Source organism: Massilistercora timonensis (genome assembly GCF_048354975.1).
Lineage (GTDB): Bacteria > Bacillota > Clostridia > Lachnospirales > Lachnospiraceae > Massilistercora > Massilistercora timonensis.
Window position 1 is genome coordinate 13,255 of the sequence record NZ_DBGCJQ010000048.1, and the last position, 15,179, is coordinate 28,433.

Below are 15,179 nucleotides of genomic sequence, written 5' to 3' on the forward strand. Positions count from 1 at the left end.
GTGAGGAGGACAAAAGACCATGTTCCATAAGAAAGAAGAAAAAACAGAAAACGCAGGATATTCGGAGGGCAAGAAGAAAAGGAAAAAACTTCCCGGCTGGGTGATCCTGCCGGTACTGGGAGTGATCGCGGCGGTGTTTTTTGCTGTTTCCCGGCTGACTGCGGGGGAGGGGGTCGTCCAGCTTTCCGTAGTATCTGTAGAGAGGGGAGATATCCGTCAGACCTATCACGCCTCAGGGACGGTGGAGAGTGAAAGGAGCAAAGTATTTTATTCCCCGGTGAACGCCCCGGTGAAAACATGCAGAGCTAAGGTGGGAACATCAGTGAAAAAAGGCGATCTTCTGGTGTCCTTTGATATTACGGATCTGGAAAAGGATAACCGGCAGTCAGAGCTGAGCGTACTTCAGGCCAGATACACCAGCGAGGACGCCAGGGAGCAGAGCAGCAGAGCGGCGAAAGCTGCCGCAGAGGGGAAAGCCCAAAGTGTGGAGGCGAAAAAGCAGGTCCAGGAGCAGATCCAGGACAAAAAGAAGGAGATCGCCAGTCTGGAGAAGCAGGCCGGGAAAGAGACCAGCCAGGTTTCCAAGAATGCGGCCAAGATCGCCAGTCTCCGGAAGGATTTGGAGGAGAATCTGGACGCGCAGTCTGAACAACAGGCAATCAAGGAAAATGCGGAGCGGCAGTTGTCGAAACTGGACGGAAACAAGGAGGAACATGAGCAGCAGATCCAGGAGCTTCTGAAAAAAGCCCAGGAGGCCACTGACCAGATTGCCAGCCTGCAGAAAGCATCACGCTCGCTGGAAAACCAGTTGGCTGTTCTGGAAAATGCGGGAGGCACAGGAGCGGCAGAGCAGCTTGCGGCGGCCCGCAAAGAACTGGAGACGCTTGAGGATAGTCTGGCGCAGCTGGGGATGGGAGGTGGCGGCTCTTCCGAGGCCGGCCTTACCAGCGGCCAGGAGAAGAATCTGGAGGTCACCGAGGATCTGGCGGAGCTTTCCCGGCTGAGTACCGGGGAGCTTCTGGAAAAAGGCCGGGAAGGCATTAAGGCAGAGTTCGACGGGGTCATCTCGGATGTAAAGGTGCTGGAAGGGAGTACGGCTACTCAGGGGCTGGAGCTTTTCACGCTGGTGAGCAATCAGGATGTGAAGGTACGGCTGGAAGTACCAGCCAATGATTACGAAAATCTTATTAAAGGGAGCAAGGCGCAGATCACGATCGGCGGAGCTTCCTATCAGGGAAGTGTCACTTCTGTGGACAAGATCGCGCTGGCCAATGAGAAGGGGAACGCTGTCATTCACGCGGATGTGACAGTCAACAACCCGGATGAGGAACTGTGCATCGGCGTAGGCGCTAAAGCGGTGCTGACCGTGGCGGAGAAGTCAGATATCCTGTATCTTCCGGGAGAAGTAGTCAACACTTCAGCAGAAGGAGATTTTGTCTATGTGATCCGGGGCGGCCAGGTGGAGAAGCAGCCTGTGGAACTTGGGATTGCCTCTGACAGCCAGGTAGAGATCCAAAGCGGTCTGAAAGAGGGTGACCAGGTAATCTCGGACGTCTCCGGGGAAGTCCGGGAGGGGATGAAAGCTACCGGAATCTACAAGGAAACAGAAGGAGAGTAAGGATATGGGACAATTAGGGGAATATATAAGGATGGCCCTCTACAATATCCGGGAAAATAAAGGGCGCTCCTTCCTGACTATGCTAGGTATTATCATTGGGATATCCTCAGTGATCACCATTGTCGCCATTGGCAGCGGTCTGAAAGAAGACGTTATGTCCAGCGCACAGACCAAAAGTGTTACGGTGATGGCTGATCCGGAGAAAAGTGCCAATACCCAACTGATCACCTGGGAGGATCTAAAGGCACTGAAAGACCAGCTTGGAGACCAGGTGACGGGAGTGACAAATATTGCGCAGGCTGTCGGAACTGCCCAGACCAGAAAGGGCAGCTTTGATGCGTACCTGACGCTGACTACGCCGGATGAGGAGCAGGATCCTCTGCAACATCCTATCATCCGGGGAACGTATTTTAATGAGAACGATGTAGAGAACCGGTCCGCAGTCTGTATACTGGATAAAGCCAGCGCTCTCTATCTCTTCGGGACAGAGGATATTATCGGTATGGATCTGGACCTACAGGTGGAAGACAGCCTTCTGACACTCCAGGTGAAAGGAGTCCGGGATCAGGATCCGGAGATGATGGCGGCCAATGAAGAAGCTATGGCCATGTTTGGGATGGAGATGCCAGTCCTTCTGGAGGTGCCTTATACACTGGCGGAAAGCTGGGGTGGGCAGGCGGGGAATTTCTCTTCTCTGACTCTGTATCTGGCAGAGGGAGCAGATGAAAACCAGACTGCCAAAGCGGCGGTTCAGATTTTGGATTCCCGGCACATGAATGAGGGAGAGGATCTGTTTGGCAAGCAGCAGGCCATGGAAGACATGGTGCAGGCTATGGGGAGCATTATGGATGGCGTTACAGCCTTTGTGGCCTTTGTAGCAGGGATTTCTCTTCTGGTAGGCGGTATCGGCGTTATGAATATCATGCTGGTGTCGGTGACAGAGCGAACCAGGGAGATCGGTATCCGCAAAGCGTTAGGAGCGCGGACATCCTCGGTGGTCTTTCAATTTCTTTGTGAATCCGCTATCATATCCGGGATTGGCGGGATTATCGGAATTCTATTGGGAGCGGGGCTCGCCGGAGGGATCTCGGCCCTGGAGATCGGAGGGCTGTCCGCCAGGCTGTCGCCAGGGGCGGTGATCCTGGCCACTTGTTTTTCCTGCGGCGTAGGAGTCCTGTTTGGCATCTATCCGGCTCGGAAAGCAGCCGGGATGAGTCCTATTGAAGCGCTGCGGCAACTGTGAAAACATGGGGAAGAATCAGAGGACAGAACACAAAAGATAAGATCTGAGAGTAAAAAGGAGGAAGAAGCATGTTTCAGCCAAGTAAATTATTAAAAGTGATGTCTGTGATTTTTATTATTCTGGGAGTTCTGGGGCTGATCGGAACAGGATTCAGCTATGCCATGCTGCCCACCCTGGAGAGTATAGAGGGCGTGGATATGAGTCTTGTAACGGAGACGCTGACACCGCTGAACCTGGCGCTCTCTATCGTAAGCTGCATAAGCAGCGTGGGAGCAGGGATCGCAGGAATCAGGGGCAGATCCAGGAGAAGAGCGGTGATCTTCATAGGACTCTATTCCCTGCTGACAGTGATATCTCTGATCCAGACGGCGGCGATGGGGTTGTTTAATTTTGGGGCGGTCCTGGATGTGGTAGTCCCGGTGCTGTACTGGTGGGGCCTGTATCAGTCGGAGGAGAGAGGATAGGGATTGCCTGCTTCTGCATACCCTTACAAAATCCGTTCCTTGCGGGGTGCGTGGTACATGCTGTGGTTTGTGTTAAATTTTCTACTTTTGCTGTTTTTCTTCCTTTATTTTTGTGAAAATGTTATAATTAATAAAATGTGTCGGCCAACGACAAGTTCTACGAAGGAAAGGAAGGTATGTGATGAGCAGGTTGGAGATTGATTCCCCGAAGCGGGCAAAGATCGTCATGGAGGGCCTGTACAAGGATCTGGAGCGCAGGATCGAGTCCAGTCCTCCGGGCTTATGTCCAGTTGACATGGCGCGGGCGTTCCTGGAGTTATGTCATGCCCAGACTTGCGGGAAATGTGTACCCTGCCGGATCGGCCTTGGACAGCTGAATCGTCTGATCAAGGACGTGCTGGACGGCAAAGCAACAATGGAAACTTTGGATGTTATGGAGGAGACAGCCCTGTCTGTTATGGAGACGGCGGACTGTGCCATCGGATATGAGGCGGCCAATATGGTCTACAAGGGACTGGTAGGCTACCGGGATGATTATATTGAGCATATTCAGAACGGACGCTGTACCTGCAGCTACAACCAGCCGGTGGCATGTGTGTCCTTATGTCCGGCCCATGTGGATATCCCGGGTTATGTGGCCCTGGTCGGAGAGGGACGCTACGCGGACGCCATCCGTCTGATCCGCAAGGACAATCCGTTCCCCACCACATGTGGTTTTATCTGCGAGCATCCCTGTGAGGCAAGATGCCGGAGAAATATGGTGGATGACTCTGTGAATATCCGCGGACTGAAGCGGATGGCGGCAGATTACGCAGGCGAGGTAGAACCACCGGCATGTGCTCCGTCTACCGGCAAGAAAGTGGCAGTGCTTGGCGGAGGCCCGGGAGGGCTTAGCGCGGCTTACTATCTGCAGCTGATGGGACATCAGGCGACGGTTTACGAGATGCTGCCCAAGCTGGGCGGTATGCTCCGGTACGGAATTCCTAATTATCGTCTGCCCAAAGACAGGCTGGATGAGGACATTAACGCGATCCTGAAGACCGGTGTGGAAGTGAAGCATGGTCTGAAGATCGGTGTGGATGTCACCATTCAGGAGCTGAGAGAGCAGTATGATGCAGTCCTTATCACCATCGGCGCCAGCACAGACAAGAAGCTGGGGCTGGAAGGCGAGGATGCGGACGGCGTATACTCAGCGGTTCAGTTCCTGCGCAATGTTGGGAAGGAACAGATCCTGGATCTGACCGGCAAGCAGGTGGCAGTCATCGGCGGCGGAAATGTTTCTATGGACGCGGTCCGCACGGCGAAGCGGCTGGGCGCCTCCAAGGTAAGCATTGTATACCGCCGGAGAGTGGCGGATATGACAGCGCTGCCAGGCGAAATTGAAGGAGCGGTGGCAGAGGGCATTGAACTGCAGACGTTAAAAGCGCCGGCAGCCCTTGACGTAGATGAGAATCACCATATCAAAGGCATCTATGTGACGCCTCAGATGGTCAGCGCCATCAAAGACGGAAGAGCCAGCATCAAGCCCACCGGCGAGGAGGATGTCTATATCCCCTGTGATGTGCTGATCGTGGCTATCGGCCAGAATATCGAGACCCGTCACTTTGAAGAGGCAGGTATTCCGGTTTCCCGGGGCAAGATCGTTACCGAGAGCAGCGGAACCTTTGAGAATATGCCAGGCGTCTTCGCAGGCGGCGACTGCGCCAGCGGCCCGGCTTCTGTGATCAAGGCTATTGCAGCGGCCAAGGTAGTGGCGGCGAATATCGACGAGTATCTGGGATATCACCATGTGATCTCCTGTGATGTGGAGATCCCGGAACCCCGTCTGGACGACCGTATGCCATGCGGAAGAGTGAACCTTACCGAGCGGGAGGCCTGCGAGAGAGTGAAAGATTTCGAAGGCGTAGAGAACTGTATGACCGAGGCGGAGGCGAAGCAGGAGGCAGCCCGGTGTCTTCGCTGCGATCACTTCGGTTATGGAATATTTAAGGGAGGCAGAGAGAAGTTATGGTAAATCTTACAATAGACGGAAAACCGATTTCCGTAGAGGAAAATACCACGATCATGGAGGCTGCCGCCCAGCTTGGGATCATGATCCCCAAACTGTGTTATCTGAAGGGGCTCAATGAGATCGCGGCCTGCCGGGTATGTGTGGTAGAGCTGGAAGGAAAAGAGAAACTGATATCATCCTGTAACAACGTGGCTGAAGAAGGGATGGTCATCTACACTAACAGCCCGAAAGTGCGCCGCCACAGACGGACAACGGTAGAGCTTCTGCTCTCTCAGCACAACGGGCAGTGTGTGACCTGTTCCCGGAGCGGAAACTGCGCGCTGCAGGATATCGCCAATGACCTGAACATCCTGGAGATCCCTTATGAGAAGCAGATCGAGGACCGTCCCTGGAACAAGGACTTCCCGCTGATCAAGGATTATTCCAAGTGTATCAAGTGTATGCGATGCGTACAGGTCTGTGACAAGGTGCAGGGCCTGAATATCTGGGATGTAGAAGGAACGGGCTCCATGAGCACCATCAATGTGTCCGGCCATAAGAAGATCGAGGAGGCGGACTGCTCCCTCTGCGGCCAGTGTATCACTCACTGTCCGGTAGGGGCTTTGAGCGCCAGGGACGATACAGAGAAGGTATGGAGAGCCATCGAGGATAAAGACAAGATCGTTGTGGCACAGGTGGCGCCTGCCGTGCGGGCTGCCTGGGGTGAGGGCCTTGGTCTTGCGCCGGAGGATGCAACCATCGGCAAGATCCTTGACGCTATGAAGAAGATGGGAATGGACTATGTATTTGACACCGTATTTTCTGCGGACCTTACTATTATGGAGGAGGCCAATGAATTCCTGAAACGGTTTACAGCCGGAGAACTGAAAGAATTCCCCATGTTTACCTCCTGCTGTCCGGGATGGATCCGGTTTGCCAAGACCCAGTTCCCCCATTTCCTGAAACAGATCTCTACGGCCAAGTCGCCGCAGCAGATGTTCGGGGCTGTGATGAAGACCTATTTTGCCCAGAAGCTTGGGGTGGAGCCGGAGAAGATCTATACGGTATCCGTGATGCCCTGTGTAGCCAAGAAGGGCGAGCGTGAGATGGAACTGTTCTATGAGGAATATGCGGGACACGACATTGACGCCGTGATCACTACCAGAGAACTGGTGAAAATGATCCGGGCAGCTCATATCAATCCCGCCACCCTGGAGGATATTGAGAGCGACCGGCCTATGCAGCAGGGCACCGGCGCCGGCGTTATCTTCGGAGCCACCGGCGGCGTAATGGAAGCGGCTCTTCGTACTGCTTACTATCTGCTCAAGAGCGAGAATCCGCCGGTAGATGCTTTCCGTCAGGTAAGAAGCACAGGCTTCCAGGCGAACCATGGCGTTCAGGAGGCAGAGTTCCAGGTTGATGACATTACGGTGAGGACAGCGGTAGTCAGCGGACTTGGCAATACAAGGGCGCTGCTTGAGAAGATCGAGCGGGGCGAGGTTCACTATGACTTCGTAGAAGTGATGGCCTGTCCGGGCGGATGTGTAGGAGGCGGCGGCCAGCCGATCCACGATGGAGAGGAGAGAGCCTTTGAACGAGGCGGAGAGCTGTACGCACTGGATGAACAGTACAAGGTGCGTTTCTCCCATGAGAACCGGGACGTACAGCAGATGTACGCGGAGTTCTTCGAGAAGCCTATGTCTCACAGAGCTCATATGCTCTTACATACAGAGCACAAGCGGCCTTCTTAGAGATGAGATCCAAAAACAAAGCATAAAAAAGAAAGGCGGTACAATTTATGTATCGCCTTTCTTGTATGATCCGTCAGATGAATTTTACCAGAAAACATTTCCTCCAACATTAATTCCGTCTTTGCCGGTCCACGCTGCGTGGAAGAAATAGCAATCTGCAACCGCAGAGTAGCGGGTGCCGCCGAGAACAGCCTTGGCCGCTTTATAACAGGAGTTGGGGACTCCATTTTTCAGCGCCCGTTCCAGCGCGCCGTTCCAGGTAGGAGCAAACTGTCCGGCCTGGAAGATAACGCCTCTTAAGCTGTTGGGGAACCGGGGACTGCTTACGCGGTTCATGATCACGGTTCCTACCGCCAGCATACCATTATAATTGGTTCCGGCTTCGCAGTACAGGATCGCGGCCAGAAGCGCTACGTCAGTGGTGCTGGCTGATACAGAAGAACCAGAATTGGTGGTACCGCCGGAAGATCCGGAAATATCATTGTTCTGTGCGGTGTTGGCGGCAGCTTCTGCTGCGCGTGCACGATCCAGCTGTTTCTGATAGTCTGCCAGTTCTCCTGAAGTGGAAGAGATCTTGCTGTTGATAGCATCCTGCTGGCTGGACAGATTGTTCTGCAGAGCCTTCAGATCCTTCTGCTTATCTTCTAATGCATTTTCCTTTTTCTCTACTTCAAGCCGTGCTTCCTGGAACTCATCCAGCATTTCACGGTCATAGTCGCTGATCACGGTCACGTATTCCGCCCGGTTCAGGAAATCACCCATGTCCTCGGAAGAGAAGAGGATCTCAAGAAGAGAAGCGCTTCCGCCCTCATACATGAATTTGATCCGGTCCTTCATGGCTTCGTAGTGAGTTTCCTCGTTAACCTTGGCCGCAGCCAGCTCCAGTTTCGCTTTTTCTACTTCTTCGGAAAGCGATTCGATTTTCTCAGATGTTTTATCCAGTTCCTTGCTCAGTGAAGCAAGTTCGTTGTTCAGGTCATCCAGTTTTCCCTGAAGATTGGAAGTTTTTTGTTCTAATTCCTCAGTAGAGGGTGCAGCATATACAGAGATTCCGGAAGAAGCAAGTGTTACGGCACACAGAAGCGCAAGCGCAGTCCGTAAGATCTGTTTCTTTTTCATACTCATTCTATACCTTTTCCTTTCTGTCTTTTGCAAGTGCTAGTACATTATACAACAAATTGCTTTATATTGCAAACTTTGTTAAAATAAATGTAATGGAACTGTAACAATTGAAAATGAAGGAAAGGAAAGAACCATGAAGAAGTACGAAGAAGAACACTATCAGTTTGAAAATATTAAGGAGCACATTTACCCCTGGATCAGAAAAGAGCTGAAGGACAAGCATGCACTGAACGGGAAAAATCTGTCGGAGAAGGATACTCCGGTGGTGGCTTTTATGGGGGATCTGAAGATCATCTTCGCCATTCGCCGGGGGGAGGACAGCTATGAGATCCTGAAGGATCAGATGCTGGCGCCGGGGACGGATATCGAAGCGCTCTATCACACAGCCTGTGAGAATCTGGCCCGGGATGTGGAATTTGTTATCGGCAATACCTGGTACGGCGCATTTGGGATCATCGCGGACGGGTTTCATGAGGCAAGTTCCCTTTGTTTCAAGCATATCTGGCAGGTGTGTGTGGATAAGCTGAAGGATGACCTGGTGATCATGGTGCCCTCCAAGGATACGGTTCTTTTTGCCCCGGCGGGACAGAAAGAGGTGGTGGAGAAGATGATCGAGCATGGGAAAGGCGCCTACGATATGGACAGCGAGGGGATCAGTACATCGCTTATGTTGTTTTCCCAGACGAGAAAGGAACTGACGCCCTATGAAATATAAGGTGAGGATGATCGCATTTGACCTGGACGGGACGCTTCTGACCACGGATAAGCGGCTGACGGACGAGACAAGGAGAACTCTGGAACAGGCGGCGAAGAGAGGGATCCTTCTGGTGCCGGCCACAGGGCGGCCGCTGACGGGAATGCCGGCGGAGGTGCTGGGGATTGCGGGAGTCAGATACGCGATTACCGCCAATGGTGCCAGAGTTGTATCTGCGGAGGATGGGAAGATCCTGCGGGAGAAGCTGATCTCTGTGGAAAAAGCCAGAAAAGTCTTGGATATTTACGGTGAATATGATACACTACGAGAGATCTATTATGACGGGCAGGGCTATATGGAAGCCCGGCAGATGGAACAACTGGATCATTATGTGCCGGATCCCAATATGGCGAAATATATGAGGAATACCCGTAAGTGTGTGCCGGATCTGATGGAGAAGTTCCGGCAGGAGAACCGGGCCATGGACAAGGTGCAGGCTGTTTTCGCCTGTGCCGGAGAGAAGGAGCAGGCTTTTCGGAGGATCCGGGAGATGGAAGGCGTGGAAGCTACCGGAGCTCTTTCTTATAATATAGAAGTAACTGCAGGCGGGATCAACAAGGGGGAAGCCCTGTTATGGCTGGCCGGTGAGCTTGGGATCGACCGGGAGGAGATCCTGGCATTTGGCGATGGGGCCAATGACGCGGATATGATCCGTGCGGCGGGGATCGGCGCGGCTATGGAAGTAAGCGTGCCGGAAGTCCGTGCGGCGGCGGATATCCTGGCCGGGTCCAATGATGAGGACGGCGTGGCCCGTGCGATCCAAAGATACATCGATCTGGGATAATCAGTGATTGAATAAAGTATACATTTAAGGTAAAAAGATCAGGAGGGAAAGTACATAGTATGTTAGATGTGTTAAAAGTGATCCTGCTGGGGATCGTGGAGGGAATCACAGAGTGGCTTCCGGTGAGCAGCACCGGCCACCTGATCCTGGTGGGAGATCTGCTGAAACCAAACTTAAGCGACGCATTTATGGAAATGTTCAATGTGGTCATCCAGCTGGGAGCCATTATGGCGGTGGTGGTCCTGTATTTCCATAAGCTGAATCCATTTTCGCCAAAGAAGACTCAGCGACAGAAGATGCTGACCTGGCAGATGTGGATCAAGGTGCTGATCGCTTCAATCCCTGCGGGAGTTGTGGGGATCCTCTTCAATGACGTGTTGGACCGGCTGTTCTACTGGTCAGTGCCGGTGGCGCTGATGCTGATCCTGTACGGCGTGCTCTTTATTGTGATCGAGAAGCGCAACGAGGGACGGCGCCCTGCAGTGACCAAGATCTCGGAGCTGTCGGTGCGGATGCTGCTGTGGATCGGGGTGTTCCAGATGCTGGCCCTCATCCCGGGAACCTCCCGGTCCGGGGCGACCATCGTAGGCGCGCTGATCATCGGCGTGTCCCGGGAAGTGGCGGCGGAGTTTACTTTCTTCCTGGCGATCCCGGCCATGTTCGGCGCCAGCCTGATCAAGCTGGTAGGATTCGGGTTCAACTTTACGGCCGCAGAGCTGGGATTTCTGCTGCTGGGCTGTCTGGTGTCGTTTGGGCTGTCCATCGTGGCGATCCGCTTCCTGATGGGATATATCAAACAGCATGATTTCAAAGTGTTCGGGTATTACCGGATCGTGCTGGGAGGCCTGGTATTGCTGGTGGCGTTCGTGCAGTGGTTGTTTGGTTAATTTAATTGGGGACGTGGTATTTTTAAAAATACCACGTCCCAGATTGAAAATACCCTGTCCCTTTTTGAATTTTCTGAAGGACAGGGCTTGTTTTTTGTAAAAACCATGTTATAATTATGAAGATAATCTGTATGATTATACATTTTATAAATAAAACGGAGGGAAAACGGATGAAAAAGTTTACAGCGTTATTTTTAGCTATGATCCTTGCCGCAGGTCTGATCGTAGGATGTGGCGGCGGAAGTTCTGAGGAAGAGGGCGGAAGCGACGAGGCTACCACAGCAAAGGTGATCGATGTGGATCTGACCAATGAGGAATATGCATTTGGTGTGGATAAGGATCAGCCGGAGCTTCTGGAGCAGGCCAATGCGTTTATCGCGAAGATCCTGGAGGACGGAACCTTTGATGAGATCTGTGACCGTTATTTTGGCGGCGGCGAGCCGGTTGCGGTACAGTCTGCCAAACTGGATTCTTCCAAGGATCAGCTGGTAGTAGCTACCAACGCGGCTTTTGAGCCATTTGAATATACACAGGGTGAAGATTACTACGGAATCGACATGGAGATCGCAGCTCTCTTCGCAGAGGAGCTTGGCCAGGAGCTGGTTATCCAGAACATGGATTTCGATGCAGTATGTCTGTCTGTAGGACAGCACAAATGTGATATCGCCATGGCTGGTCTTACCATCAATGAGGAAAGAGAAGAGATGGTAACATTTACAGATCCTTACTATCAGGCTTCCCAGAGACTGATCGTGCCAAGCACCGACACTTCTTTCGATGACTGTGCAGATGCGGACGCAGTTGCCGCTAAGCTTGGCGAGCTGGAATCCTCTGATTCTATTGGCGTACAGCAGGGAACTACCGGTCAGTATTATGTAGAAGGTGATGCAGAGTGGGGCTTTGAGGGACTTCCTGCAAAATGCGTACCTTACAAGAACGGTTCTCTGGCAGTACAGGATATGCTCCAGGGCAAGATCCAGTATGTGATCATTGACGCAGCTCCGGCAGCGGCGATCACAGAGTCCATCAACGAGATGCAGTAGGAAATTTTCAGTAAGAACAGAAGGGAAAAAGGAAGGCGGCAGTTTGTAGCAACAACGCCTTCCTTCTTTTAAGAAGGGAAGACAATGGGCAATTTTAGTCAGAAGGTAGATAGATTTATAGAGATTTTTCTGGACCAGAACGGCTACGTAAAGGTTGTGGAAGGTCTTCAGAATACGCTGCTGATCGCAGTTACCGGTCTGCTCATCGGTATCCTGATCGGAACGCTGATCGCCACCGTCCGGGTAATCCCCAAGTATAAGAGGCTGCCGCGGATCCTGAATGGCATTTGCAGTTTTTATGTGGCTTTGTTCCGGGGGACGCCGACAGTGGTACAGCTGCTGGTATTCTATTATGTACTGATCCCCATCATCGGCTGGCAGATCACAGGGGTGCAGGTGGCAATGCTGGTATTCGGACTGAATAGCGGCGCCTACATTTCCGAGATCATGCGAAGCGGGATCCAGTCTGTGGATCCGGGGCAGATGGAGGCAGGCCGCGCGGTAGGATTAAGCTTTGGCACGACCATGTCCAAGATCGTGATCCCCCAGGCGGTCAAGAATATCCTTCCCACCCTGGGAAATGAGTTCATCGCTCTGATCAAAGAGACTTCAGTTGTCAGCTTTGTCGGGGCGGCGGACCTGTATGTGGCGTTTAACTATATCGGAAGCAACAGTTATGAGTTCATGGTTCCATATCTGGTAATGGCGTTGATCTACATTGCACTGGTGCTGGTGATCACTTTGTTGATCCGATTGATGGAAAGGAGCCTGAGGAAGAGTGATAGAAGTAATTAATCTTAAGAAAAGCTTCGGAAATATGGAAGTTCTCAAAGGGATCGACATTACCATCAATAAGGGCGACATCGTGGCGGTGCTGGGTCCTTCCGGATCCGGAAAATCTACATTTCTGCGCTGCCTGAACTGTATGGAAGATCCCACCAGCGGGAGCATCATTTTCAATGGTGTGGATATCGCGGATATGAGCGTGGATATCAATGTGCATCGCCGGCATATGGGAATGGTGTTCCAGCATTTTAATCTGTTTAATAATAAGACGGTGCTCCAGAATGTAATGATGGCGCCGGCGTATCTGCGCTGCAAGGACTTGAAGAAGACGAAGCGGCAGAATTCCCGGACCCGGTTTACCAATCTGTTCCGGGGAAGTAATAAGAAGGAACTGATCCCCATCACGGAGACAAAAGAGCAGATCTTAAGCGAGACCCGCGAACAGGCGCTTGGCCTGTTGAAGCGGATCGGCCTGGATGATAAGGCGGACGCTTACCCGTCTACCCTAAGCGGCGGCCAGAAACAGCGGGTGGCGATCATCCGCTCCATGGCCATGAACCCGGACGTGATCCTCTTTGATGAGCCCACGTCCGCGCTGGATCCGGAGATGGTAGGCGAAGTACTGGAACTGATGAAACAGCTGGCCAAAGAAGGGATGACCATGGTGGTGGTCACCCACGAGATGGGATTCGCCCGAGAGGTGGCTTCCAGAGTCCTCTTCATGGATGAGGGACAGATCAAAGAAGAGGCAGGGCCGGAAGAATTCTTCGATCATCCAAAAGAACCAAGATTGAAAGAATTCCTGTCGAAGATACTTTAGTTTTTTAATTGGGGACGTGGTATTTTTGAAAATACCACGTCCCAGATTGAAAATACCCTGTCCCCTATTGTAAATTAGCAGGTGAAATGCTAGAATGAGCAAGGATTGATATTTTCGATAAAGGGACGGGATGCTAGAGATGGGAAAGACATTTGACGCAAAGACACAGGAGCGGGTGATCCAGATTGTGTATGCCGTGGGCGGAAGTTTACTTTTTGCTGCCGGCGTCAATCTTCTGATCACACCGCTGGGACTTTACAACGGTGGGTTCATGGGTTTTGCCCAGCTGCTCCGGACATTTGTGGTCAGTGTGCTGCATGTACCGGTGCCGGCAGGGGTGGACCTGTCCGGTATTATTTATTTTATCCTGAATATTCCTCTTTTTTATATGGGTCTTAGGATCCTGGGTAAGGAATTCGCGGTAAAGACGCTGGTTACGGTAGGTATCCAGAGCCTTTGGCTGTCGGTGATCCCAATCCCGGCAGCGCCGATCATTGACGACTATCTGACGGCCTGTATCATCGGCGGTATCGTGGCGGGAACGGGAACCGGTCTGGTGCTGCGGGGCAGGAGCTCCGGCGGCGGCCAGGATATCATCGGACTTTGCTGTTCCAAGAGATATCAGAACGTCAGCGTGGGAAAGATCAACATTTTAATGAATGTGTTTGTTTACCTGATCTGTCTTTTCATGTTCAATATTGAGATCGTTGTGTACTCGCTGATCTATACCACAGTTCTGTCGCTGGCTATCGACCGGGTACATATTCAGAATATCAACACCAGCGTAATGATCTTTACGAAGAAGCTGGGGATCTCCAAGGCAATCATGGACCAGATGGGCCGCGGCGTTACCAACTGGGACGGCGAGGGGGCTTATACCAATAAGACTTCCTATATTCTGTTTGTTTTGATCTCAAAATACGAAGTGGGACAGATCAAGAAGATCGTGCACAGCATCGATCCAAACGCATTTATGATCTTCACCGAGGGCTGCTCCGTAGAAGGAAATTTTGAGAAACGATTGTAAAAGGTTCATAAAAGAATAAAATCTGCGGATACTATCGGCAGAGCGCGAAATAAGCGCTCTGCCGTTTTTTTGATTTCAAAAAGGGACAGGGTATTTTCAATCTGGGACGTGGTATTTTCGAAAATACCACGTCCCCACCTGAAGGATTTTACATAGATTTAACATTCCCGGGATTTTGGATTTAACATTCGCCCTTTATAGTATGGCTTGTGAAGAAGAAAACAATACCTCAAAAACAAGTACACAAATCAAAAGGAGAGTAATCAGATGAAAATGAAAAAGTTTATTGCAATGATGGCAACAGTTGCTATGGTAGCAGGCCTGGCAGTAGGATGCGGCGGCGGATCTGACGCAGAAGGCGGCGAGGGAGGAGCTTCCGGCGAGTTTGATCCTTCTATGGACATCACCATCGTATCCAGAGAGGACGGTTCCGGAACAAGAGGAGCATTCATCGAGCTGTTTGGCATTGAGGAAGAGCAGGAGGACGGCGAGAAGGTTGATATGACCACTGAGGCTGCCCAGATCACCAACAGCACTTCCGTTATGCTGACAACCGTAGCCGGCGATGAGTACGCTATCGGTTATGTATCTCTTGGATCTCTTGACGACAGTGTTAAGGCTGTAAAGATCGATGGAGCTGAGGCCACCGCTGACAACGTAAAGAGCGGCGATTACAAAGTATCCCGTCCGTTCAACATCGCAACCAAGGCTGATCTTAACAACCCGACCGCAACCGACTTCATCGCTTTCATTATGAGCGAAGAGGGTCAGGCAGTGGTAGCTGAAGAAGGCTACATCCCGCTTGATGGCGTAGAAGCTTACGCAGGCGACGCTCCGGCAGGCAAGGTTGTAGTTGGTGGTTCCTCTTCCGTATCTCCGGTTATGGAGAA

At 52.0% G+C, this 15,179-nt stretch carries 14 protein-coding genes; 13 read left to right on the top strand and 1 reads right to left on the bottom strand.

The genetic code is table 11. The features are described 5' to 3' along the window. Positions 1-19 precede the first annotated feature (19 nt). The 5 genes from ACML7B_RS04130 to ACML7B_RS04150 all read left to right on the top strand — a co-directional run bounded on the left by ACML7B_RS04130 (position 20) and on the right by ACML7B_RS04150 (position 7,066). Positions 20-1,618, top strand: coding sequence for an efflux RND transporter periplasmic adaptor subunit (locus tag ACML7B_RS04130; protein ID WP_418539416.1), 1,599 nt, complete (start codon positions 20-22; stop codon positions 1,616-1,618). Positions 1,619-1,622: 4 nt separating this feature from the next. Beyond that, on the top strand, positions 1,623-2,861 hold the full coding sequence (locus tag ACML7B_RS04135; protein ID WP_418539417.1) for an ABC transporter permease: 1,239 nt from the start codon (positions 1,623-1,625) through the stop codon (positions 2,859-2,861). Positions 2,862-2,929: 68 nt separating this feature from the next. Beyond that, positions 2,930-3,325 (top strand): hypothetical protein, encoded by a 396-nt coding sequence (locus tag ACML7B_RS04140; protein ID WP_418539418.1) that lies wholly within the window; start codon positions 2,930-2,932, stop codon positions 3,323-3,325. Positions 3,326-3,506: 181 nt separating this feature from the next. After that, complete coding sequence (locus ACML7B_RS04145) at positions 3,507-5,339, top strand: NAD(P)-binding protein (protein ID WP_346707085.1); 1,833 nt, start codon at positions 3,507-3,509, stop codon at positions 5,337-5,339. After that, positions 5,333-7,066 (top strand): [FeFe] hydrogenase, group A, encoded by a 1,734-nt coding sequence (locus tag ACML7B_RS04150; RefSeq protein WP_418539419.1) that lies wholly within the window; start codon positions 5,333-5,335, stop codon positions 7,064-7,066. The genes ACML7B_RS04145 and ACML7B_RS04150 overlap by 7 nt, the downstream gene beginning before the upstream one ends. An 84-nt stretch (positions 7,067-7,150) precedes the next feature. Here ACML7B_RS04150 and ACML7B_RS04155 read toward each other — a convergent pair whose 3' ends face one another. Continuing rightward, complete coding sequence (locus tag ACML7B_RS04155) at positions 7,151-8,191, bottom strand: cell wall hydrolase (RefSeq protein ID WP_346707083.1); 1,041 nt, start codon at positions 8,189-8,191, stop codon at positions 7,151-7,153. A gap of 130 nt (positions 8,192-8,321) precedes the next feature. On the opposite strand from ACML7B_RS04155, the gene ACML7B_RS04160 reads away from it, so the two are divergent. The 8 genes from ACML7B_RS04160 to ACML7B_RS04195 all read left to right on the top strand — a co-directional run. Continuing rightward, the gene (locus ACML7B_RS04160) at positions 8,322-8,903 is read left to right on the top strand and encodes a DUF1444 family protein (RefSeq protein ID WP_346707082.1); all 582 of its coding nucleotides are present in this window, start codon (positions 8,322-8,324) and stop codon (positions 8,901-8,903) included. Next, positions 8,893-9,726: a Cof-type HAD-IIB family hydrolase gene (locus ACML7B_RS04165; RefSeq protein ID WP_418539420.1), complete on the top strand. Its 834-nt coding sequence runs from the start codon at positions 8,893-8,895 to the stop codon at positions 9,724-9,726. Before ACML7B_RS04160 ends, ACML7B_RS04165 begins: the two co-directional genes overlap by 11 nt. 59 nt (positions 9,727-9,785) lie before the next feature. After that, positions 9,786-10,613: an undecaprenyl-diphosphate phosphatase gene (locus ACML7B_RS04170; RefSeq protein WP_418539421.1), complete on the top strand. Its 828-nt coding sequence runs from the start codon at positions 9,786-9,788 to the stop codon at positions 10,611-10,613. A 170-nt stretch (positions 10,614-10,783) separates the two neighbouring features. After that, positions 10,784-11,656 (top strand): transporter substrate-binding domain-containing protein, encoded by an 873-nt coding sequence (locus tag ACML7B_RS04175; RefSeq protein ID WP_346707078.1) that lies wholly within the window; start codon positions 10,784-10,786, stop codon positions 11,654-11,656. 84 nt (positions 11,657-11,740) lie between these two features. Further along, positions 11,741-12,451: an amino acid ABC transporter permease gene (locus tag ACML7B_RS04180; RefSeq protein ID WP_346707077.1), complete on the top strand. Its 711-nt coding sequence runs from the start codon at positions 11,741-11,743 to the stop codon at positions 12,449-12,451. After that, the gene (locus ACML7B_RS04185; protein ID WP_346707076.1) at positions 12,435-13,262 is read left to right on the top strand and encodes an amino acid ABC transporter ATP-binding protein; all 828 of its coding nucleotides are present in this window, start codon (positions 12,435-12,437) and stop codon (positions 13,260-13,262) included. The genes ACML7B_RS04180 and ACML7B_RS04185 overlap by 17 nt, the downstream gene beginning before the upstream one ends. Before the next feature lie 139 nt (positions 13,263-13,401). Then, positions 13,402-14,289: a YitT family protein gene (locus ACML7B_RS04190; protein ID WP_418539422.1), complete on the top strand. Its 888-nt coding sequence runs from the start codon at positions 13,402-13,404 to the stop codon at positions 14,287-14,289. A 267-nt stretch (positions 14,290-14,556) separates the two neighbouring features. Next, the coding region (locus tag ACML7B_RS04195; RefSeq protein ID WP_418539423.1) for a substrate-binding domain-containing protein at positions 14,557-15,179 on the top strand (623 nt) is incomplete at its 3' end.